At 43.4% G+C, this 20,970-nt stretch carries 20 protein-coding genes and 1 riboswitch; of the genes, 14 read left to right on the forward strand and 6 right to left on the reverse strand.

All coding sequences use genetic code 11. The annotated features are described in order from the left end of the window. Nucleotides 1-156 precede the first annotated feature (156 nt). From NSQ66_RS12630 to NSQ66_RS12695, 14 genes are all read left to right on the forward strand, one after another. Nucleotides 157-1,515, forward strand: a complete 1,359-nt coding sequence (locus NSQ66_RS12630; RefSeq protein ID WP_036686277.1) for an extracellular solute-binding protein — start codon at nt 157-159, stop codon at nt 1,513-1,515. A 103-nt stretch (nt 1,516-1,618) separates the two neighbouring features. Continuing rightward, on the forward strand, nt 1,619-2,572 hold the full coding sequence (locus tag NSQ66_RS12635; protein ID WP_036686279.1) for a sugar ABC transporter permease: 954 nt from the start codon (nt 1,619-1,621) through the stop codon (nt 2,570-2,572). Then, a complete protein-coding gene (locus NSQ66_RS12640; RefSeq protein WP_036686280.1) occupies nt 2,569-3,432 on the forward strand; it encodes a carbohydrate ABC transporter permease in 864 nt (287 codons plus the stop codon). The genes NSQ66_RS12635 and NSQ66_RS12640 overlap by 4 nt, the downstream gene beginning before the upstream one ends. Nucleotides 3,433-3,515: 83 nt before the next feature. Continuing rightward, on the forward strand, nt 3,516-5,240 hold the full coding sequence (locus NSQ66_RS12645; protein ID WP_036686283.1) for a sensor histidine kinase: 1,725 nt from the start codon (nt 3,516-3,518) through the stop codon (nt 5,238-5,240). Nucleotides 5,241-5,301: 61 nt separating this feature from the next. Then, the gene (locus tag NSQ66_RS12650) at nt 5,302-6,621 is read left to right on the forward strand and encodes an extracellular solute-binding protein (protein WP_076144067.1); all 1,320 of its coding nucleotides are present in this window, start codon (nt 5,302-5,304) and stop codon (nt 6,619-6,621) included. A 17-nt stretch (nt 6,622-6,638) separates the two neighbouring features. Continuing rightward, nucleotides 6,639-8,237 carry a response regulator gene (locus NSQ66_RS12655; protein ID WP_036686284.1) on the forward strand — a complete coding sequence of 533 codons (1,599 nt, stop codon included), beginning with the start codon at nt 6,639-6,641 and terminating at the stop codon, nt 8,235-8,237. A 14-nt stretch (nt 8,238-8,251) separates the two neighbouring features. Further along, nucleotides 8,252-9,448 (forward strand): hypothetical protein, encoded by a 1,197-nt coding sequence (locus NSQ66_RS12660; RefSeq protein ID WP_076213033.1) that lies wholly within the window; start codon nt 8,252-8,254, stop codon nt 9,446-9,448. Between the two features lie 142 nt (nt 9,449-9,590). Next, nucleotides 9,591-10,655: a fatty acid desaturase gene (locus NSQ66_RS12665; protein ID WP_036686288.1), complete on the forward strand. Its 1,065-nt coding sequence runs from the start codon at nt 9,591-9,593 to the stop codon at nt 10,653-10,655. A 159-nt stretch (nt 10,656-10,814) separates the two neighbouring features. Further along, complete coding sequence (locus tag NSQ66_RS12670) at nt 10,815-11,951, forward strand: sensor histidine kinase (RefSeq protein WP_036686290.1); 1,137 nt, start codon at nt 10,815-10,817, stop codon at nt 11,949-11,951. Next, nucleotides 11,951-12,553, forward strand: a complete 603-nt coding sequence (locus NSQ66_RS12675) for a response regulator transcription factor (RefSeq protein WP_036686291.1) — start codon at nt 11,951-11,953, stop codon at nt 12,551-12,553. The genes NSQ66_RS12670 and NSQ66_RS12675 overlap by 1 nt, the downstream gene beginning before the upstream one ends. A 465-nt stretch (nt 12,554-13,018) precedes the next feature. Continuing rightward, nucleotides 13,019-14,104: an aspartate-semialdehyde dehydrogenase gene (asd, locus tag NSQ66_RS12680; protein ID WP_038570412.1), complete on the forward strand. Its 1,086-nt coding sequence runs from the start codon at nt 13,019-13,021 to the stop codon at nt 14,102-14,104. Nucleotides 14,105-14,225: 121 nt separating this feature from the next. Further along, nucleotides 14,226-14,615 carry a hypothetical protein gene (locus tag NSQ66_RS12685; protein WP_076141503.1) on the forward strand — a complete coding sequence of 130 codons (390 nt, stop codon included), beginning with the start codon at nt 14,226-14,228 and terminating at the stop codon, nt 14,613-14,615. A gap of 116 nt (nt 14,616-14,731) precedes the next feature. Beyond that, the gene (locus NSQ66_RS12690) at nt 14,732-14,914 is read left to right on the forward strand and encodes a DUF3934 family protein (protein ID WP_076141502.1); all 183 of its coding nucleotides are present in this window, start codon (nt 14,732-14,734) and stop codon (nt 14,912-14,914) included. A 109-nt stretch (nt 14,915-15,023) separates the two neighbouring features. Next, complete coding sequence (locus tag NSQ66_RS12695) at nt 15,024-15,716, forward strand: pseudouridine synthase (RefSeq protein ID WP_038570422.1); 693 nt, start codon at nt 15,024-15,026, stop codon at nt 15,714-15,716. Here NSQ66_RS12695 and thiE read toward each other — a convergent pair. The 6 genes from thiE to NSQ66_RS12725 are packed head-to-tail and all read right to left on the reverse strand — an operon-like array spanning nt 15,697 to nt 20,606. After that, the gene (gene thiE / locus NSQ66_RS12700; RefSeq protein WP_038570424.1) at nt 15,697-16,353 is read right to left on the reverse strand and encodes a thiamine phosphate synthase; all 657 of its coding nucleotides are present in this window, start codon (nt 16,351-16,353) and stop codon (nt 15,697-15,699) included. The two genes, NSQ66_RS12695 and thiE, sit on opposite strands and share 20 nt — an antisense overlap. After that, nucleotides 16,343-17,173, reverse strand: coding sequence for a bifunctional hydroxymethylpyrimidine kinase/phosphomethylpyrimidine kinase (gene thiD, locus NSQ66_RS12705; RefSeq protein WP_170914225.1), 831 nt, complete (start codon nt 17,171-17,173; stop codon nt 16,343-16,345). The genes thiE and thiD overlap by 11 nt, the downstream gene beginning before the upstream one ends. A gap of 23 nt (nt 17,174-17,196) precedes the next feature. Further along, nucleotides 17,197-17,991, reverse strand: coding sequence for a hydroxyethylthiazole kinase (gene thiM / locus NSQ66_RS12710; RefSeq protein ID WP_038570426.1), 795 nt, complete (start codon nt 17,989-17,991; stop codon nt 17,197-17,199). 41 nt (nt 17,992-18,032) lie between these two features. Continuing rightward, nucleotides 18,033-19,070, reverse strand: coding sequence for an ABC transporter substrate-binding protein (locus NSQ66_RS12715; protein ID WP_038570429.1), 1,038 nt, complete (start codon nt 19,068-19,070; stop codon nt 18,033-18,035). Next, the gene (locus NSQ66_RS12720; RefSeq protein WP_081383570.1) at nt 19,067-19,843 is read right to left on the reverse strand and encodes an ABC transporter permease; all 777 of its coding nucleotides are present in this window, start codon (nt 19,841-19,843) and stop codon (nt 19,067-19,069) included. Before NSQ66_RS12720 ends, NSQ66_RS12715 begins: the two co-directional genes overlap by 4 nt. Then, nucleotides 19,824-20,606 carry an ABC transporter ATP-binding protein gene (locus NSQ66_RS12725; RefSeq protein WP_249267717.1) on the reverse strand — a complete coding sequence of 261 codons (783 nt, stop codon included), beginning with the start codon at nt 20,604-20,606 and terminating at the stop codon, nt 19,824-19,826. Before NSQ66_RS12725 ends, NSQ66_RS12720 begins: the two co-directional genes overlap by 20 nt. Before the next feature lie 111 nt (nt 20,607-20,717). Continuing rightward, a riboswitch (TPP riboswitch) is annotated at nt 20,718-20,821 on the reverse strand. Between the last annotated feature and the right edge of the window lie 149 nt (nt 20,822-20,970).

Below are 20,970 nucleotides of genomic sequence, written 5' to 3' on the forward strand. Positions count from 1 at the left end.
CTTAGCAGGTATAGGCCTGTACGAAATATTTGTTTGAGCTTTTCTGCGTTTCGTAATTATTTCCACCATAAATCGGAAGTTTACCTCCTCAAAAAAAGAATTTAAACCCTGTACACTAATTCTTGTAAGAGAAACCTTTGAAAGGGGTACAGGGGAATGAATAAAGTAAAACACTTGGCGCTATCGTTAGTCGCTATCATGCTCGTAGGTTCACTGGCAGCATGCGGAGGCAACAACGCCGAGAACAACAACACATCGAACAAAAATACAGGTAACAACGCAGCAAGCACTAGTGAACCCACTAAAGATGAGGGAACAGAACCGGCTGAGAAAATCGAACTTTCTTTCTGGACGCTGGGCAACGTGAACTACGAGGATTTAGCGAAGGAGTACACTAAGGAACATCCAAACATTACGATCAAAGTGCAAAATACCGGTGACCAAACCGCTCACCATAATAATTTGACCACTGCTTTGTCGGCCGGATCGGGTGCACCTGATATTTTCCAACTTGAAATCGGTTTCATGGAACGTTTCATCAACGCTCAGGACAAGTTCTATAACCTGAATGATCTGGGTGCCAAAGATATTCAAGCCAACTATCTGGATTGGAAATGGAAACAAGCATCTTCCGTAGATGGCAGCTTCCAGCTGGGTCTTCCAACAGATATCGGCCCAACGGTCGTATATTACCGCACAGATTTGGCTGAAGAGGCTGGACTGCCAAGTGATTCCGAAGGATTCGGCGCTGCTATTGATACTTGGGATAAGTTCGCAGCTGTTGCCAAAGCTTTCAAAGAAAAAACAGGCAAACCATTTGTAGACCTTACGGATCTTACCTTTAATGCTTTGCGTGACCAATCTGCTGATGAAATCTATTTCAGCAAAGCTGATGGCAGCTTTATTGGAGATACCAATCCGCAAGTCAAAAAAGCTTATGATTTCACGGTTAAAGGTATTCAAGAAGGCTGGATCAGCAATGTTATGCTCTGGTCTCCTGAATGGGGTCAAGGTATGAACGACGGTTCATTTGCAGTAGTTATGGGACCAGCTTGGATGGCAGGAAATGTTAAGAGTAATGCTCCAGACTCCTCTGGGAAATGGAAAATTGCTCAGCTCCCTGAAGGTGCTGGTAACTGGGGTGGCTCGTTCCTGACGCTGCCAAAAGAAGGCAAACACTCGAAAGAAGCTTATGACTTTATCGCATGGATGGATAACAAGGAAAACCAACTGGAATCGTTCAAAACTAAAGGACTTATGCCTTCCATTCCTGCACTGTATGAAGATCCTGCATTCGTAGATTTCAAAGATGATTTCTTCGGTGGACAACAAACCGCTGTAGAATTCGGTAAAGCAGCAAACCGGGTAAAACCTGTATACTACGGTCCGCTTCATGACCAAACCGATACTTTCTTCAAAAACGCCTTGAAAAATGTGTTGGAGAAAAAAGCAGATCCGACCAAAGAATGGAACGAAGCAGTAAAACAAGCGAAAACATTGGCTGAACGCAGCTAAGATTTCAAGCTTATGAAATTTAATTTCTAGAAGGTCCGGATTCATAGAGTGAAACATTCTCTGTGAATTCGGATTTACACGTTAGATTACCTGGAGGTGTGACATGGCACAACCTGTTATTTCAAGTCCGCATGCCGAGAGCAAGCGCCGCTTTTTAACTGAACAAAGAAGGAGCCGCATCACTGCGTACACATTTATTTCGCCCTTTTTTATTCTGTTCTCGATATTTGGACTATATCCGATCTTTTTCACGATCTATCTCTCGTTCTTTAAATGGGATGCCCTGAATCCTATGAAATTTGTAGGGTGGAAAAACTATGATCTGGTCACAAGTGATCCGACTTTCTGGATTTCTTTTAGCAACACTTTAATTATGGGGCTTATGGGTACTGTTCCACAGATATTACTAGCTCTATTGATTGCTGTTTTGCTGAATTCAGCGATGACTCGCTTTAAGAAGACGTTCCGGGTTTTATTTTTTATGCCTAATATTACGTCTATCGTTGCGGTTACGCTCGTGTTCAGTACACTGTTTGGCAACAACGGAATGATCAACTGGATTCTAAACGGCTTGGGACTGGATAGTATGGCCTTCAACTCTGGCTGGTGGGGCGTTAAAATCGCCATTTCTACGATGGTTATGTGGCGCTGGACGGGGTATAATGCCATTATTTTTCTATCAGGCTTGCAAAGTATCCCTACGGATCTATATGAAGCGGCACGTATTGACGGTGCGAACAGAAGACAACAGCTAACCTTTATAACGTTACCGCTATTGAAGCCATTCATTGTATTTGTTACCTTGCTTTCAACTATAGGTGCCTTGCAGCTGTTCACTGAGCCTTATGTATTTTTGGGCCAAGCGGGAACTGGATCTACACGTCAGGAAGGAATCACTATGGTTACTTATTTGTATAGCGAAGCATTCCGCAACGGATTTTTTGGTACGGCAGCAGCTACGGCAGTCTTGCTGTTCCTGGTCACGATTATTTTCTCTGTCCTCAATATGCTGGTCTCAAATCGCATGGGTGGAGATACGGGAGGGGGTAAAGCGTGAGTACGCTGCGTGTATTTAAAAAAGATCCGGATGATCTAGGGATCATCGGCAAGTTAGGATTTTATCTGCTGCTGATTGTTGGTGCGCTCGTGTCCATCTTTCCTTTTTATTGGATGTTTGTAGTTGGCACTAATGACAGAGGCGCAGTATTCCATGTGCCACCTTTACTTACGGTTGGAGACCAGTTTTTTGAGAATTTCCAGCGGGTACTGGACAAAACGGACTTCTTTCAAGCCTTGGGCAACTCTTTATTTGTCTCTTCTATGGTTACAATATCGGTCGTGTTTTTCTGTACACTGGCAGGTTATGCCTTTGCCAAATATGAATTTCCGTTTAAAAATGTTCTGTTCTACTTTGTAATTGCTACATTATTTGTGCCTCAGCAGCTTGGTGTATTACCTACTTACGTAATTATGGCCAAGCTCCACTGGATTGACTCTTTCAAGGCACTTATTGTCCCAGCGATGGTTAATGCCTTCGGGATCTTCTGGATGCGGCAGTATATCACTACAGCTGTACATACGGAATTGATTGAAGCAGGTCGGATCGATGGCGGCGGACATTTCCGGATCTTCTGGAACATCGCTATCCCGGTCATTACTCCAGCTATGGCTACACTAGGTATACTGAATTTTATGACCGTTTGGAATGACTTCTTCTGGCCTTTAGTGGTACTGAAGAATCAAGAGCATTTCACAATTCAAATTGCGCTCCAGCAGCTGTTCTCCAATCGCGATGGTCTAGACTACGGAATGATCATGTCAGCAACATTTACGGCAACCTTGCCACTGCTGATTGTATTCCTGTTATTTAGCCGCTGGGTGATTGCTGGACTTACTTCTGGAGCTATTAAGAGCTGATCTTACTTTTTGATCTTTACAGGGAATAGGCGGTTTTGTGAAGAATACTAGAGGACAGAGACAGCAGGGGGAAGGGGAATATCATGAAACTCCGCCGTAAAATCTTGTTCGCTATTATTCTTCTCGTCTTTATTCCGGTTATTCTGATGGGGATCGTCACTTACGTTAATTTTTCTAATGCAATGGAGAAAAAATCAAGCAACTTCTACTGGATTTCACTGCTTGAAACGGATCGAAAGCTTAAATTCGCGCTTAGTGAAATCACCTCGATCACGAATTCAAAAATTACGCAGCCGGTTGTTCAGCAATCACTGAAGCAGAAGAACTTTGTAATCACTTATGATCGAAAGCAGGAGCTTAGCAGTTATCTTATTGATCATCCGATGATTACTTCATTTAGTTTTTATAGTAAAGATCGTTTAATTTATCAATACAATGCATCGATGTCCTTTGAGGACTTGAAGAGACAAAGCTGGTTTGACGCGATGGAGGGCGCCGAAGGGCGGCCCGTGTGGTCAGGACCGGGAGAAAATGGCTCGGAGATCTCCGGCAATCCGGTACTTGTACAAGCAAGAGTAATCAAAGATTCATATTCTCTCGAAGATATCGGATATCTGGTTGTTAATGTAAAACCTGATTTATTGGATCAGATTTTCTGGGAAGCAGCAACCCTCAAGAAGGGAGATATTTTGCTGGTCAACAAGCTAGGAAATATTGTTTTTAATAAATCCGGTGAACATATTGGACAACGCACAGATTTCCCCTTTTTACAAAATGATTATGCTAAAGAACATGACTATTACATCGACAACTATCAGGGGGAAAAATCACTTATAACCTTCCTACCTTCTCATAATGCAGCCTGGTATTTAGTAGCCATTACACCTATGAATCTAATCTCGTCAGAATCTGTATCCATCCGAAATATTGCGATTATTTTAAGTACTGTTTCGCTGTTGTCCGCCATTTTGTTCGACCGCTATTTCGTACGGAGGCTCGTTCATAGTATTAATAGTGCGGTTAACGGGATGAAGCGGGTGAAGCAGGGGATATTTACGCCGATCACTACACCCTATCGTGCTGATGATGAAAGTGATTTGCTGATTGATGGCTTTAATCGGATGAGCACGCAGATCAATGAGCTGCTTGTGCAGGTGGAGACTGAGCAGGGACGTAAGAAGGAAGCAGAAATGCAAGCGCTAATGGCGCAGATTAACCCTCATTTTATTTATAATTCACTTGAATCGATTAATTCGATGGCAGTGCTGCAAGGCAATAAAGATATTAGCAAAATGGTCATCTCACTCGGCAAGCTGCTGCGAATCAGCATCAGTCAGAATCAGGAGCTGATTCCGCTGCATATGGAGTTCGAGCATGTCCGTCATTATTTGGATATCCAGAAGTTTCGTTTCGAAGATAAATTCTCGTATATCATAGATCTTTCGGATGGTCTTAAGACGTTCATGACACAAAAGCTGATCGTTCAGCCGATTGTAGAGAATGCGCTGTATCATGCGATTGAGCAGATGGAGGACCCAGGGATCATTGAGATTACGGCCTATGAAATGGGCACGGATATGATCATTATCGTAAAAGATAACGGCCCCGGCTTTGACCTTGCCAAGATGATGAGTCTTTGGGATAACGAGGGAAGTGCTCAGAAGAAATACAGTGATAGCGGCGTGGGGCTTAAAAATGTGCATGAACGCTTGAATATTCGATTCGGCAGTCCATACGGCATACTAGTGTGTTCTTCCCCCGGCTTTGGTTCAACCATCCGAATCCGAATACCAAAAATACTGCCGTAATCGACCGTGCGGAAAGAAGGGGGAGATTGTTATCAAAAAATGGTTATTGAAATGGGGCTGGATGTGGTTATATCTAGTGCTGATTTCGGGTGCTGTTTTATTTATAACTTTAGGAAAGCAAGAACCCATTGAAGATGATTCACCAGAAAAAATCACATTAACTTTCCGTCATTTCTGGATTAAAGAGCATGATCGGCCACTGTTGACTATTTATGAAGATATCGTGGACAAATATCAATCAGAACATCCAAATGTGAAAGTTAACTTTGAAGGTTTAGATCAGACGTTGCACCGTGATCAAAAGCTGAAGAACGAGATGGTTACTGGCACCCCGCCAGATATGTTTGTTTTGTTCGGTGGAGCGGAAATTGAGCCATATGTGCGCTCTAAGCGCCTGATTGATCTGACTGATTTCGTCAGGGAGAATGCGCTGACCAATCAATTCAAGGATCTGGATCTCTGGACCTTTGACAACCATATTTATGGCTTGCCTATTGAAGGGAATGCTGAACCCTTATATTTTAATAAAACCATATTCGAAAAGCTGGGTTTGAAGCCGCCAGAAACGCTGCAAGAGCTTGATGCAGCCATACTAAAGCTGAAGTCGGCTGGGTATATTCCATTTGCACTTGGCAACGAGGATCGTTGGCCCGCAGGGATTTTTGCACATTATTTAATGGATCGTTATGCCGGCGCCGACTTGATCGAGAAGCTAATTACTGGTGAAGATCAAGCCAGCTTTCAGAATGAGGCCTATTTAAAGGCTTTTCAGCACTTGGAGCAATGGATTAAAGAAGGTGCCTTCAGCACGAAATCGAATGTGTTATCCACAGAAAATGCGGTGGGACTATTTACGAGCGGCAAGGCTGCGATGTATCTAAACGGAAACTGGGATATCAATTTATTTGCCGGCGCAGCTGCTCCTACGGATTTTCAAAATGAAGTAGGTGTTATTCCTTTTCCCACATTGAAGAAGGGGGAACAACCTTCGATAGCCGGCGGTTATACATTTGGCATCGGCCTTTCCTCCGAACTAAGCGGAGCGAAGCGGGAGGCTGCGCTCGATCTCATGAAAGCTTTTTACACCCAGGAGGTTCAGACACGGATTGTATATGAAGGGTTGAGAATTCCGTCCATGCGCATCGCCTTTGATCCTGAGAAGACAGGACCCGTATTCGCGCAAGTCATGAATATGATGGAAGTTAACCGCAAGAGCTTTGTCCCTTATGATAATGTATTGTCACCAGAAGTGAAAAAAACGTTCCTGAGTGTTATAGAACAGATGATTAATGGAGAAATGTCTGCTGAGCAAGCGTTAAAGCAAGTGCAGGCATCCTCCATTCAATATTGGAATTTGATCCAAAGCTCAAGTGTACAATGATCCTGGAGGTGCAGGGAATGGATGAGTTACAAGAGAAATATAAAGTAATAATCGTGGATGATGAGCCGATTATTCTTCGTAGCTTAAAAGCAGCCATTCCATGGAATGATCTTCAGATGGAGATTGTGGGAGAGGCACGAAATGGAGAATTAGCTCTTCGCTTAATAGAAGACACTTCACCACATATCGTGATTAGTGATATTCGCATGCCCGTAATTGACGGGATTACGTTGATGAAGGAAGTATTGTCTAAAAATCCGAAGCTGGTGTTTATTTTTATAAGCGGGTACGGAGAGTTCGAATATGCAAGAGAAGCATTACGTCAAGGCGCTTTTGATTATTTATTGAAGCCGATCGATCATGATGAACTGGTTGAAATGTTAAACCGCGCGAGAACCAAGCTGGATGAACAGAAGCAAAATGATCAGCTGATTCATTCTGTGCAGATGCTGTCACTGCTTGCACGTGAACGTCTGTTTGCAGAAATCACTTTGGGAAATGCAAGGCCGCTTGAGCATCTGAAATGGCTGGAGAACAGTGAACTGGAGAGCGGATATTTCATGGCTGTTGTCCAGTTAGATGATTACTCCACACTGAGCAATCAATGGAGTGTAGAAGAAAAACGGCTATGGCTGTTTGCAATCCGCAATATTGTGGAAGAATGGTCACTGGAACATGGAGTGCTGACGGTTTTCCCGTTTCATAATGGAGAGTGGATACTACTGTTCCCTGGATCTTTAAGCGCCAGCAGGAGAGAACTTGGTGAACATTTGATAGCGGGGATCAAGAGATACTCCAAGCAGTCTTGTTCCGTAGGCATCAGCCGCACCACACAAGGCATTGATCAATTAAGTACGGTTTACCCTCTGGCTGCGAAGGCCTTATATCAACGGTTCTATTCGGGTCTTGCCGGGGTCTTTATTGATGAAGAGATATCGTTCCCTAGCAGTAAAGAGGTGAAATACCCAAAAGAGCTGGAAACCGCGTTGATTGAAAGTATACGTACCTTAAATAGAGACCGGATGTGGTCTTTATTTGATGAGCTTGCTTTATTTATTGAGTCACAAGCTGTTCCTAAGGATATGGCTGAACGTCTTCTTGTTGAAATGATCGTTGTGTTGTACAGAAATTATGAGTATTTGAATATAAATTCAGATTGGTCTTTACATGGATTGCTTAGCAAGATGCACAATCTTGGCACTTTAAATGAAGTGATCTCTGCTCTGAAAGAAGAATTTGGTGTGCGATTGGAGCAAGGGAACAAGCCTGTGAATCGCGAGGATACGCGTAGCGCCATCGAGAAAGCGAAACGTTATATTGAGAGTAATTACCATAAAGATTTGAGTATTGAGGAAGTAGCGGAGCTGGCTGATCTCAGTATCAGTCATTTCTGTACTTTATATAAACAAATAACGGGCTATACCTTTTTGGAGTATGTTACACACTGCCGGATGGAGAGGGCGAAGTATATTTTGCAGAGCAGCAACGTAAAAGTGTATCAGATAGCTCCTCTCGTCGGTTATCAGGACCCGCGTTATTTTACACAGGTTTTTAAAAAGGCTAGTGGTCAAACGCCAACAGAATACCGAGAAGAGCATACTAAGCAGATCCATTAACAAGGAGGTAAGGGATGGAATTTCATTTGGAGATGATTGTTAAGTGTTTAACGAACCACAAGCTGCAGAAATATTGGAAAGGATTCGAGGCTGTTTCTTTTGCATTTTATAATAAGGATAACGTGTATCTGTACAATCATCCCAAATTTAAAACGGTAGGATATCATCCACATTTGCTTCCTTGGAGTAATGAATTCTCAGGAGATACAATCATTTTATATGAGGATCACCCTACAGCCATCGTTAATCTGGAATTACATGAAGAATTCGAAGACTTGTACGCCATTTGTGTACACGAATTATTTCACGGTTATCAATTCCTGATGGGAGATGAACGTTATGCAGATGAATTATTGATGATTACCTACCCTTTATCCCTCGAAAATATGGAATTGCGGATTCAAGAAAGACATCATTTATATCTTAGTGTAATGGCAGCTACTATTGAAGAGCGTAATCAAGCAATGTACAGATTTATTGCCTTACGTCAACAAAGAGAACAGCTGCTCGGGGAGTACGTGCTAAATGAATATCTTATTGAAACGCTGGAAGGACCCGCTTGGTATGTTGAATTAAATGCCTATGCCGAGAAATCCACACTTCCTAATGAGGAGGTATTGCAGAAGTTCAGTTCGTATTTAATAGATGAACTTGAATCATCGGCAAATATTAGAAGAAGCTGCTATGGTTCTGGACTGTTTATATGTTTGCTGCTGGATGAGCTTCGCACCGATTGGAAAGAAGAGTTTATGAAGTCGGAGTTAAGTTTATATGCGTTTTTTAAGCAATTTGTGGATCAAGTCATCATTCCCTTCGAGGAGATATCCATCAGCAAAGAAACGGAAGAAATTATGCAATCGGTCAAAACAATCAGGGAGAAGGAATTCATTGATTTTATCAGCCTTGAAGGGTACCACCTGTATATTGAAGGAGATATAAAATCTACGGGTTTTAATCCTATGGGTATTATTGGTGGAGATGAGAAATGTATTCATAAGAATAATTTACGAATCCAAATCAATGATGCGGAGTATTTTCTGGAAAAGCCAGTGATTAGCTACTATAAAGCTGACCTTCGAAATATTAATAAACTGCACTTAGTATTAGATGAACCTCCAACTTTTAATAAAGATTCGTTAATCCTTAATGGAATTGGTGAGATCAAAGGTCAATATGAAGTGAAGGAAGATGGATGTTGGCTGCAATGCTGACGGAAATTGATTAGAATGAGAGTATGACATTTGTCATACTCTCTACTTGATGTTTATGACTTATAGGATGATACTTCATCGCCTATACTTAGAGTAGATGAAAAGATCCTTAGCCGGACACATCAAGGAGGAAACGATATAGATGACTACAAAACAGACATCACAGCTCTCCAGCCTTAAAAAGAGTGTAGCCCCTTACGAGAAAAATGACCGCAACGCAAGTATAAGACAGCTCATCAATACTTTAGGACCACTTGTGCTGTTATGGGGCGGAGCTTATTTCTCTTTATCCGTTTCCTATTGGCTCACCCTTCTGTTAGCTATTCCTGCAGCAGGATTTGTAATTCGAACTTTTATTATTTTTCATGATTGCACACATGGATCGTTTTTTAAGAATCGTAAAGCGAATGATATTATCGGAACGATCACAGGTGTACTGACACTGGTTCCTTATCGGCAGTGGAAACATAGTCATTCCATTCACCACGCCAGCTCCAGTAATCTCGATAAAAGAGGGATCGGCGATATTTGGATTATGACGGTCGATGAATACGCAGCAGCTTCCTTCTGGAAACGTCTATATTACCGGATTTACCGCAATCCCATCGTGATGTTTGGTCTTGGACCGATTGCTGTTTTTATGATTCAGTATCGTTTTAATGTTAAAGGTGCTAGACGCAAAGAGCGGATGAATACCTATTTGACGAATATTTCAATCGCAGCCCTTTATGGCTTGCTGATATGGGCTATTGGCTGGCAGGCATTTCTTATGGTGCAGCTGCCTGTAGCATTTGTATCAGGGTTTCTCGGCATATGGTTGTTCTACGTCCAACATCAGTTTGAAGACTCTTATTTCGAGAATGAATCCGAATGGAGTTATGTGATGGCCGCGGTTGAAGGCAGCTCATATTATAAGCTGCCGAAGGTGCTGCAATGGATTACGGGCAACATCGGCTTCCACCATGTGCATCATTTAAGTCCAAAGGTGCCAAACTATAATTTGGAAAAAGCGCATAACGCGACTCCACCGCTACAAAAAGCAACAACGATTACGATTGGTACCAGCTTGAAGGCTCTTCACTTCCGTCTTTGGGATGAGGAAAATAAACGTTTCATCAGTTTCAAAGAGATGAAGTCCATATTAAATAAACCTAAAACAGCAGGCGAGGTCCTGCAAGTTCATAAGCCCAGACTCCAGGGAGAATAATGGTCCACATTGTAATCAAATAGCAGCAAAATGGAAGGTTAGAGCCGGAGAACTCATTCGCGCTCTAATCTTTTTTCTCTTTATCGTTGTGGTTCACCGGATTTTACCGGATTTATGCTAGAATAGGGTGAGTGGCATATGGCAAAAAGGAGAGCGAACATGCAGAAGTGGCATCATATTTTTCATAAAAGTACAGGTCTTAGCCCTTATGTATGGGTCGTATTTTATATTCTACCGTTTTATTTCATCTTTCGGTCCTCCTCTCCCTACCAGGTAGTTTCGGGAATCTTGATGATCGCTGTGTTTTTTGTTTGTTATGTGCTTTCTTTTGTCTCCAAGGGTTGGTTAGTTTATTTTTGGACGAGCGTGCAGATACTTGTCTCTATAACGATGACGTTGTTGTTTGGATATATGTATTTTGCGCTTTTTTTAGCCTTTTTTATTGGGAATATCCAGAATCGAGTAGGGTTTTTCACCCTATACTCCATTCATTTGCTGACTACGATTATTACGATCAATTATGAGCTGCTGTCGCGTAATCCCGTATTTATCAGCCAGCTTCCGTTTGTGCTTGTCAGTATGATTGCAGTGATCCTGCTGCCAATCAGTACCTATAACCGCAATAATCAAGGGAAGCTGCAAGACCAATTGGAGGATGCTAATAAGCGAATCTCTGAATTGGTTAAGCTCGAGGAACGCCAGCGGATTTCACGTGATCTACACGATACATTAGGTCAGAAGCTTTCGTTAATTGGTCTGAAAAGTGATTTGGCAGGAAAGCTTATCGACAGTAATCCGACGCAAGCAAAAGCCGAGATCAATGATGTACGCCAGACGGCGAGAAGTGCACTGAAAGAGGTCCGGGAGATGATTACGCGAATGCGTGGCATTCGCCTTGAAGACGAGCTCGTTCATATTCAGCAGTTTCTTGCGGCTGCGGAGATCGATTATGTTTTGCAAGGCAATCCTAAACTTTCTAACACTTCATTGATTACGGAGAATGTGCTCAGCATGTGTATTAAGGAAGCTGTCACAAATGTTGTGAAGCATAGTAATGCACAGTCCTGCTCAATTATCATCGAACCTACGCGTACAGATCTGATCATTAAAGTGAAAGATGATGGAACCGGCATCCCGGGCAATGATCTTTATTTTAAAGGACATGGGCTGCAAGGCATGCGGGAACGTCTTGAATTTGTGAATGGCTGTATGGATATCGTGCAAGATGGGGGAACTACGATCGTGATTAAGGTCCCTAATGCATTTAAGCATCCGGAACAGGAGGTAACCTTATAATGATTAAGATTGTAATCGCTGAGGATCAGCGGATGCTCCTTGGAGCGCTGGCATCTTTGTTGGATTTAGAAGAGGATATGAAGGTAGTGGGCCGGGCAAGCAACGGGGAAGAAGCTGTAGCGATGGTTCAGCAGCATAAGCCGGATATCTGTATTATGGATATTGAAATGCCAGCGATGAGTGGTCTCGACGCTGCGGAAGCGCTGAAGAATAGCGGCTGCAAAACGATGATATTAACCACCTTTGCCCGTGCGGGATATTTCGAACGTGCGCTCAAGGCGGGAGTTCATGCTTATTTGCTGAAAGACAGTCCTAGCGAAGAACTGGCACTTTCGATACGTAATGTGATGGCAGGCCGACGCATGTATGCACCGGAGCTAATGGATGAAGCCTACAGCGGTGAAGTGAATCCTCTGACTCAGCGGGAGAAGGAAGTACTTGGACTCATTGCCGACGGCAAAAATACAAAAGAGATCGCCAGCCAATTGTACATTACCACGGGTACAGTCCGGAATTACATCTCTGTTATACTAGATAAGCTGGATGTAGGTAACCGCATCGAGGCAATCACTCGATTTAAGGAAAAAGGTTGGTTTAAATGAGCGTGGGTAAGAAACGATTAGTTGGCAGAAGCAGCTTGTAAACGTGAATAGCTAATCGCTGATCGCTAATCGCTGATTGCTAATCGCCAATTGCTGTTTATACTCACCAATCGCAAATAGATGTATTTCCTACAACTATATGCTATAAAATGCTCGGCAGATGCGATTTAGTTGCATTTCTTACATCTAAAAGTTCGCTTAGAGGGCATTTCCATTATTTTTCGGGGAAATAGTTGTAGAGAATGCAGTTAAAGAGTTGTCTAAGCAGAAAATATACTTATAATTGTACTGAGTGCAGCTATTTCTTTTATTCGCACTAATGAAATTCAATATAATCTGCTAAAAATAAAATTTTTAATGTTATTTTGATGTTAACACTCGCCAAATGTTCCCGCGCCGTATATCATTAATTATCGGCCTATTATTCACAATAGGACAGTTAATCAAAAGGAAGTGTATTTTCTGATGTCAAGAAAGCTAAGAGCCGGCATAGTTGGCGGCACAGGTATGGTAGGACAACGTTTTATTGCCCTTCTAGAGAATCATCCTTGGTTTGAAGTAACTGCGATTGCTGCCAGTGCTAGATCTGCTGGAAAAACGTATGAAGAATCGGCCAAGGGCAGATGGAAGTTATCTACTCCAATGCCTGAGAACGTAAAGAATATTATGGTCCAAGACGCTTCTAAGGTAGAGGAAGTAGCTGCGGATGTAGATTTGATCTTTTGTGCTGTTGACATGAAAAAAGATGAGATTAAAGCGCTCGAAGAGGCTTATGCTCGCACCGGAACGCCAGTAATCTCCAATAACTCAGCGCATCGCTGGACGCCTGACGTGCCTATGGTCATTCCTGAGATTAATCCGGAGCATCTTGAGGTTATTGCACAGCAAAGAAAACGTCTGGGAACAGAGACAGGGTTCATTGCAGTTAAACCTAACTGCTCCATTCAAAGTTATGTGCCTGCACTTCATGCGCTCAAAGACTTCAATCCATCTAAAGTGGTGGTCACTACCTACCAAGCTATTTCTGGTGCAGGAAAGACTTTTGCGGACTGGCCAGAAATGCTGGATAACGTGATTCCTTACATCGGTGGCGAAGAAGAGAAGAGTGAGCAAGAGCCTTTGCGGATCTGGGGAAGCGTTGAAGAAGAGGGTATCGTAAAGAGTGAAGCGCCAACGATTACTTCGCAGTGTATCCGTGTGCCTGTAGCGGATGGACATATGGCTGCTGTATTTGTTTCTTTTGAGAAAAAACCGTCCAAAGAAGAGATTCTGAATCTCTGGAAGAGCTTTAAAGGACGTCCTCAGGAGCTTGAACTGCCTAGCGCACCTAAACAGTTCATTACCTATTTTGAAGAGGACAATCGTCCACAGACCAAGCTGGATCGTGATATTGAGAACGGAATGGGCGTATCGACGGGCAGACTTCGCGAAGATGCCCTCTATGATTACAAATTCGTAGGTCTCTCCCATAACACGCTGCGCGGAGCAGCTGGCGGTGCTGTGTTGATCGCTGAGCTTCTGAAAGCAGAAGGTTATATTCAACCGAAATAAGTCCATGCATGAGCTGCAAAGCTGATGTGAATAGACACCTCATCAAAGCTTAGTCTTTGGTGGGGTGTTTTTATTTTAATTTTACATTTGGTAAAATAAGTTATGAAAGGAGAGGATACCTTTGAATAAATATTTATTAGCTTTTATTTGGTTACCATTAATCCTGTTTACAAGCGGTTGTACATCGTCAGCTCAAGAGTATGGAGTGTCATCTATAAATGCTGAAATTCCAATTCCGAAGAATGCCAAAGAAATCGAAGTGATAACAAATTCAAATAACCCTAATATAAAAATTGGAGCAAAGTACGAGTTGGATAATATAGGGGGAGAACAAGGTCTTTATCGGCCTGACAGCTATTTTAATAAATTAAGCGATGATGGATGGATAGAGCTGGAGGACAAGCGGTTAGGGCATGTGCAATTTTTTGAAAAAAAGGACACCGTCATCGCCATCGAAATACATGAGGATAGCTTTGATATTCATGAAATGAATAAAGATGCTAAATTCTAAACGGTGGCTAGTTAGATGAAGCTTTTGTTATTACTTAAACAGAAAGGTTGAGAGTGTGGTAAGATAGGTAAAGTGTATAAACTATACGAATTCTGAATGACTGACGGAGTGATATAATGGGTGCAAAAAGTAAAGGTGGCGGCACAGGCAGAGGTACGGGGAGTAAAGGCTGGACACGCTGGAACAAAACAGCAAAACCAGTTAAACCTGCTAAAGGTGACCCAACGACGGCTCCAGGTGCTAAAGGTGCAAGTGGAAGCAAGGGCAGTAACGTGAAAAAAAGCGGAAGCACCAAATAGCTCCAATAAACTGGGTTATTCCTGAAGGTTAACATCTGATTTTGATCGTTAAAATCAGGTGTTTTTTTATGACCAGATGTAAGTATATAGAGAGAAAGTAGGATCAGCAGTGAGAATCGATAAATATATAAGCGAAACAGGCTTTTGTTCCAGAAGGGAAACCAAACGATTAATTGCTGCAGGTCGAATCGCTGTGAATGGTATCGTCTGTGATGCGAACATTCTTATAGAGCCAGAGGATATCGTATGGATCGATGGGGAGCCGATAACAAGCAGTAAAGGGGAGCCAGTGTATCTCGCTTTGAATAAGCCGATAGGCATTACCTGTACAGCAGCCCCACATGTAGTTGGGAACATTATTGATTTTGTAGGGTATCCTTCACGGATCTTTGCGATCGGCAGATTAGATAAAAACTCGGAAGGCCTCATTTTGTTAACCAACGATGGAGAGATCGTAAATAAAATGATGCGTTCCGAGAATGGGCATGAAAAAGAATATGTAGTTAATGTAGACAAACCGGTTACATCAGAATTCTTACAAGCGATGTCTAGCGGCGTGAACATTCTTGGAATCACAACGAAACCTTGTGAGGTCTATCGGATCACAGAATGTCAGTTTAGAATTATCCTAACTCAAGGTCTTAATCTGCAAATACGCAGAATGAGCAAGGAGTTAGGATATAGAGTACTAAAGCTGGAGCGCATAAGAATTATGAATATTACATTAGACGGCTTGGAGCTAGGACAATGGCGGCATTTAAGCAGTGAAGAGCTGAATGAGCTTATGTCCCGCTTAAACTAACTTTGTCAACAAAGCCTCTGGCAGTTGGGGTAATGTCTACAGCTCCGGTAATCGCTGAGATAACAGAGATCCCATCCGCACCGGCTGCTAATACAGGTGCAACATTTTGCAGCGTGATTCCCCCAATGCCAACCAAAGGGATGGTAATGCCTTTATTTCTTAGTTCTTCAATAATCGCAGTGCCTTGAACAGCTTTGGCATCCTCCTTGGATGACGTAGGATAAATGGGACCCACGCCCAGATAGTCGGCTCCATCGGCAATCGCTTGCTGAGCTTCAACGAAAGAGTGAGCGGATACACCAATGATTTTATTCTCTCCAAGTAGCTGGCGGATTGCCAATGCAGGTGTATCCTCCTGTCCTACATGAATTCCGTCCGCATCAAGCGCGATCGCTAAATCAATGTCGTCATTCACGATAAAGGGCACGCCATTGGCATGACAAATCTTTTGAAGTCGTCTCCCAAGATTAAGTCGAGCCTTATCGCTTAAGGAACCGGTACCCTTTTCACGGAATTGAAACATGGTTATGCCCCCAGCAACCGCTTCCTGCAGCACCTTAACTGGAGCTTTACGGCAATTTACGCTGCCCATAATGAAATAGACTTTTAATAGATCTCGCAGATGTTCACTGTTCATTCGTTGCACTGTTTATCCCTCGCAGTCTGTTCTGATAAGCAAAATGATTGGTTGGTCCATGCCCAGCCCCTATGCTCAGCTCGTCCTCGATCGCCGCTTGTATAAATGCTTTGGCAGTTTGAATGGCCTCTGCTACGGATTTGCCTTTGGCTAGCTCGGCGGTGACTGCTGCTGAATAGGTGCAGCCTGTACCATGCGTATGTCTGGTCTGAATCCGGCTACTCTCCAATAAGGTATATTCGTCGCCATCATATAGAAGATCGGTTACGGCTGTGGTCGAGGTATCATGTCCCCCTTTTAGCACTACATATTTGGAGCCCATGCCATGAATGATTTTGGCTGCTTTTTTGCGTTCTTCGATGGTGGAGATCGTCATCTTTGTGATCATTTCGGCTTCGGGAATATTGGGTGTCGTCACCAATGCTAAGGGCAGCAGATGGCTGATTAAGGATTGAACCGCCTCCTGCAGCAGCAGTGTGGACCCTCCTTTAGCGACCATCACAGGATCAATTACAAGATTAGACCAGCCGTAATACTTAATTTTATCTGCCACAATGCGGATGATGTCACTGTTAAATAACATCCCGGTCTTTACGGCATCTGGTTGCAGGTCAAGTCCTATAGAATCAAGCTGCTGAATTATGGCGTCCAGAGTCACTGGATAAACCCCTTGGACACCAAGCGTATTCTGCGCTGTCACAGCTGTGAGGACGGACATGCCGTAGACAGAAAGCTCCTGAAAGGTTTTTAGATCGGCCTGAATGCCAGCACCACCGCCGCTATCGGAGCCGGCAATGGTTAGAGCTTTGGATATAATCATCGAATTCACTCCTTTGAGGGTCATTAACTGAGCTGTTTGATGCTGGATCTTTCTAGGAAGACTTCTGGTGTGACCCATGTCAGTTGATTTAGAAACTCAACCTGAAAGCTTCCCGGCCCTTGACCAGTTGTTAGTTCAGCGGCGATTTCAGCTGCTACTCCATAGAAGGAGAGGGCTTCCACTGCGGCCTCCAACGAGTCACCGCCACTTACCGCGAGAAATGCCCCCACAACAGCGCTGAGCAAGCAGCCAGTTCCTGTAACCTTCGTGAGAATAGGGTGACCGTTGCTAGCAATATAGGTGTTTTTTCCATTCGTGATCACATCGTCTTTTCCAGTTATGATGACCACACAGCTTAACTTCCTCGCAGCAGCTTCAGCCAAAAGGACTACATCGCCTTCACCTTCGCCAGCATCCACCCCTTTAATGGACCAACTCTCTCCAATGACATTAGCGACTTCAGCCACATTCCCCCGCAGTGCGGTGATTTGCATCTCATTCACTAGCTTTTGAGTGACAGCGGTCCGATAAGAAGTTGCGCCTGCACCTACCGGGTCAAGCACTAGGGGAACCCTGTGTTTATTAGCGGATTTACCAGCAAGCAACATAGATTGAATGGCGTAATCATTGAGTGTGCCGATATTTAGAACTACAGCAGACGACATAGCGGCGATGTCGATCACTTCTTCGTGGGCATCCGCCATAAAGGGAGAGGCGCCAAGCGCCAACAGACCGTTGGCTGAGAAATTGGCTACCACAATATTAGTGATGTTGTGGATCAACGGGTTGGATTCCCGTACTTTGGCTAAATAACTCATCATAATTCCTCCTCAAGCTTGTATGAACAACTAACTAAACATTACAGATTGATAAAAGCTTCCTGTGCTTTAATATCCTCTGGTAGAAGATTGTTGGTGGATAACCACTGCTGAACCTTTTCCCAAGATGTCGGGTCTTGATATCCAAAAGATTGATCGCCAGCATTCATCAGCGGCAGCAGAATCTCAAGACTTTTTTTCTCAATCTCCTTGTCGAGCGGTGAAGTTGCATCTTCATGTGCAACCAGTAAATCCAGGGCTTGTTCAGGATTCTGCTCCACAAATTCCTGTCCTTTTGTAATGGCATTTAGAAATTTTTTAAAGTAGGCTTCAGAATTTTGCAATCCTTGTTCGCTGGCCACCAGCACAAGCTCATAATAGTCAGGCACTCCGTAATCCGTTGGATTAAGCGAAGTGACCGGATGTCCCTCTTTTTCAAGGATTAGTTGTTCATGGTTGATGAACCCGCCCATTATTGCGTCTACTTGTCCAGTAGAGATCGCAGGGATGAGGTCAAAACCTACGTCAATCAGCTTGGCGGATGAAGGATCGCCTCCATCACTCTGGATCATTGTCCGAATCATCGCTTCATAGAGCGGAATGGAGGAATAGCCGATTTGTTTTCCCGCGAGCTCTTTTGGACTATGAATACTGCCAGCCTGAGGAACCATCAGATGATTCAGTGGATGCCGCACGATTGCTGCAATCGAACGTACAGGGATTTTCTCGCCGCGTGCCATAAGTACCTGAGGCTGATAACTGAGCGCTAGATCAATTTGATTCGCTGCAACAAGCTTTAGGGAATCATTGCTGTCTGCAGGCATTTTGATCTCGACATCCAAACCTTCCTCTTGGAAAAAACCTTGCTGTTGCGCAGCGTATAGAAAGGAATGAACGGCATTGGGATACCAATCAAGCATAATCGTCAGCTTGTGTGACTGCTTATTTTCGGTATTGGAGGGATCGGTTTGGGAGTTGTTATTTATCTTGTCTGCCTTCCCGCAGCTGCTTAAGAGCAAAAGTGTGCATACTAGAAATACAGAAATAAGTCCTCGTTGTGGGGATTTTAAATGATTCATTGGTTTGATCCTCTTTTCTTTAAAAATAATTGTTCGAGTAAAGCTATCGCCAGAAAAAGCACCACACCAAGCGCGGACAGCAGAAATACAGCCGCGAACATTTCATCGCTCTGCATATTTCCGGCCATTCTGCGGCTGAAGTAACCGAGTCCTTTACTGCCGCCGAGCCATTCCCCGATAGTAGCTCCGATGACGCAGTATACAATGGACAGCTTTAAGCCAGAGAAAAAAGCAGGCAACGCCAGTGGAATTTGGGTTTTGACAAGCAGCTGCCAGCGGTTTGCACCAAATGTTAATAATAAGTCCTTGTAAGTCTGGCCACTTGTACGAAGTCCATCATATGTACTCACTACGACTGGAAAAAAAGCCGTCAAAAACACCACAGCCACTTTGCTCCACAGCGAATATCCGAACCACATAATAAAAATGGGGGATAGCGCAATTAATGGGATCGTCTGGCTAATGATAAGAAAGGGATAGATGGCCTTTTCTATGGGGCGATACAGGAACATTCCAGTGCCCAGCAATACACCACAAATAACAGAAAGGACAAAACCCACCAGTATCTCCTGTAACGTCGCCAATAAATGCTGTCCAAATAATAATTGCCTGTGCTCGATCAATGCGATTCCAATAGAGGAAGGTGCAGGGAGAATAAAGGCTGGAATCATGTGAAGGCGAACAGCTGACTCCCAGATTACAAGAATGAGCAGTACCAGAAGAAGGAAGGGACCATAGTTGTCTAGATGTTTTTTAAAAGGTATAGGTCGCATGTAATCTCCGCTCCAGCTCTGCACGCAGTGCTATAAACCGGGGTTCGTAGTTCATCTTATAATGTCTTGGCCTTGGTAAATCCACAACGATCTCCTGTAATTCGCTGTGCGCACCGCCAGATAATAAATAAATCCGGTCACTGAGCAATAGTGCTTCCTCCAGATCATGAGTGATGAGCATAATCGTCTGATTCAATTCACCCCATAACTCCAACAGCCAACGGTGTATCTCGCGTTTGGTCATGGCATCGAGAGCGCCAAAGGGCTCATCCAGCAGCATAAGACCACTTCCGCCTCCAGCCACTAAGGTGCGCAGAAATGCGACTCGCTGTTTCATTCCACCCGAAAGTTCATGGGGATAAGCCTTCTCTACATCTGCTAAGCCGAAGCGGGTCAACATTTCCCGAATCTGAGTGATCGTTTCTTGTTTATTGAATCTGGGCTTGATCTCCCAAGGCAAAAGGCAGTTGTCGAGCACTGTCCTCCAAGGCAGCAATAAATCCTGCTGAGGCATATAAGCGATCTGACCTAAACGACTAGCGGTTGACGGGTGCGTAGAGAGTTTTATTTTTCCGTGAGTAGGTTCGAGTAAACCGGCAATCGTTTTGAAAAATGTACTTTTCCCGCATCCGCTAGCACCTACTACGGAGACGAATTCCCCTTGCCTGATATCCATGGATAGATCTGCGAATACAGGGGGTTGCTCAGATTCCGGAAAAGAGTAGGTTAGGCCTTGAATAGATAAAATGGTCGTGATGATCAAACCTCCTAAAATTTTTGTGGAGCGCCTAAACAAATAAAAACCCATCCATTTCCAGAGGAAATGAATGGGTCAAAAAGTTCATTCTGCATAATAACACTTAACATGCTTGATGAAAATTCTGCTCCACTTCCCTCCGCTGGTATGATCCAGATCAGGTTCCAAGGGTCCGGAGCTTGAAGCTCCGTCTCAGTCGGCCGACTCCCCTAGTGAAATAACAGGTCCATATTAATTTGTTAATAAATATACCATATCTTTCTGAGAAGTAAAGAGAGAAAGAAGTGAAGGATTAATCCAAGATTGGGTAAGATATAGGTAGGAATCTAGTTAATATTATAATTCCGATGTATATAATCGGAAAAAAGTA

Source organism: Paenibacillus sp. FSL H3-0329 (assembly GCF_037963285.1).
In the GTDB taxonomy this organism is placed as follows: Bacteria; Bacillota; Bacilli; order Paenibacillales; family Paenibacillaceae; genus Paenibacillus_AQ; species Paenibacillus_AQ odorifer.

Coding starts and splice junctions, on each gene's coding strand:
- NSQ66_RS12635 (WP_036686279.1), top strand. CDS start 1,619: ATGGCACAACCTGTTATTTCAAGTCCGCATGCCGAGAGCAAGCGCCGC.
- NSQ66_RS12715 (WP_038570429.1), bottom strand. CDS start 19,070: ATGAATCATTTAAAATCCCCACAACGAGGACTTATTTCTGTATTTCTA.
- thiM (WP_038570426.1), bottom strand. CDS start 17,991: ATGAGTTATTTAGCCAAAGTACGGGAATCCAACCCGTTGATCCACAAC.
- NSQ66_RS12645 (WP_036686283.1), top strand. CDS start 3,516: ATGAAACTCCGCCGTAAAATCTTGTTCGCTATTATTCTTCTCGTCTTT.
- NSQ66_RS12630 (WP_036686277.1), top strand. CDS start 157: ATGAATAAAGTAAAACACTTGGCGCTATCGTTAGTCGCTATCATGCTC.
- thiE (WP_038570424.1), bottom strand. CDS start 16,353: ATGAACAGTGAACATCTGCGAGATCTATTAAAAGTCTATTTCATTATG.
- NSQ66_RS12650 (WP_076144067.1), top strand. CDS start 5,302: ATGTGGTTATATCTAGTGCTGATTTCGGGTGCTGTTTTATTTATAACT.
- NSQ66_RS12660 (WP_076213033.1), top strand. CDS start 8,252: ATGGAATTTCATTTGGAGATGATTGTTAAGTGTTTAACGAACCACAAG.
- NSQ66_RS12690 (WP_076141502.1), top strand. CDS start 14,732: ATGGGTGCAAAAAGTAAAGGTGGCGGCACAGGCAGAGGTACGGGGAGT.
- NSQ66_RS12675 (WP_036686291.1), top strand. CDS start 11,951: ATGATTAAGATTGTAATCGCTGAGGATCAGCGGATGCTCCTTGGAGCG.
- NSQ66_RS12665 (WP_036686288.1), top strand. CDS start 9,591: ATGACTACAAAACAGACATCACAGCTCTCCAGCCTTAAAAAGAGTGTA.
- thiD (WP_170914225.1), bottom strand. CDS start 17,173: ATGATTATATCCAAAGCTCTAACCATTGCCGGCTCCGATAGCGGCGGT.
- NSQ66_RS12670 (WP_036686290.1), top strand. CDS start 10,815: ATGCAGAAGTGGCATCATATTTTTCATAAAAGTACAGGTCTTAGCCCT.
- asd (WP_038570412.1), top strand. CDS start 13,019: ATGTCAAGAAAGCTAAGAGCCGGCATAGTTGGCGGCACAGGTATGGTA.
- NSQ66_RS12720 (WP_081383570.1), bottom strand. CDS start 19,843: ATGCGACCTATACCTTTTAAAAAACATCTAGACAACTATGGTCCCTTC.
- NSQ66_RS12655 (WP_036686284.1), top strand. CDS start 6,639: ATGGATGAGTTACAAGAGAAATATAAAGTAATAATCGTGGATGATGAG.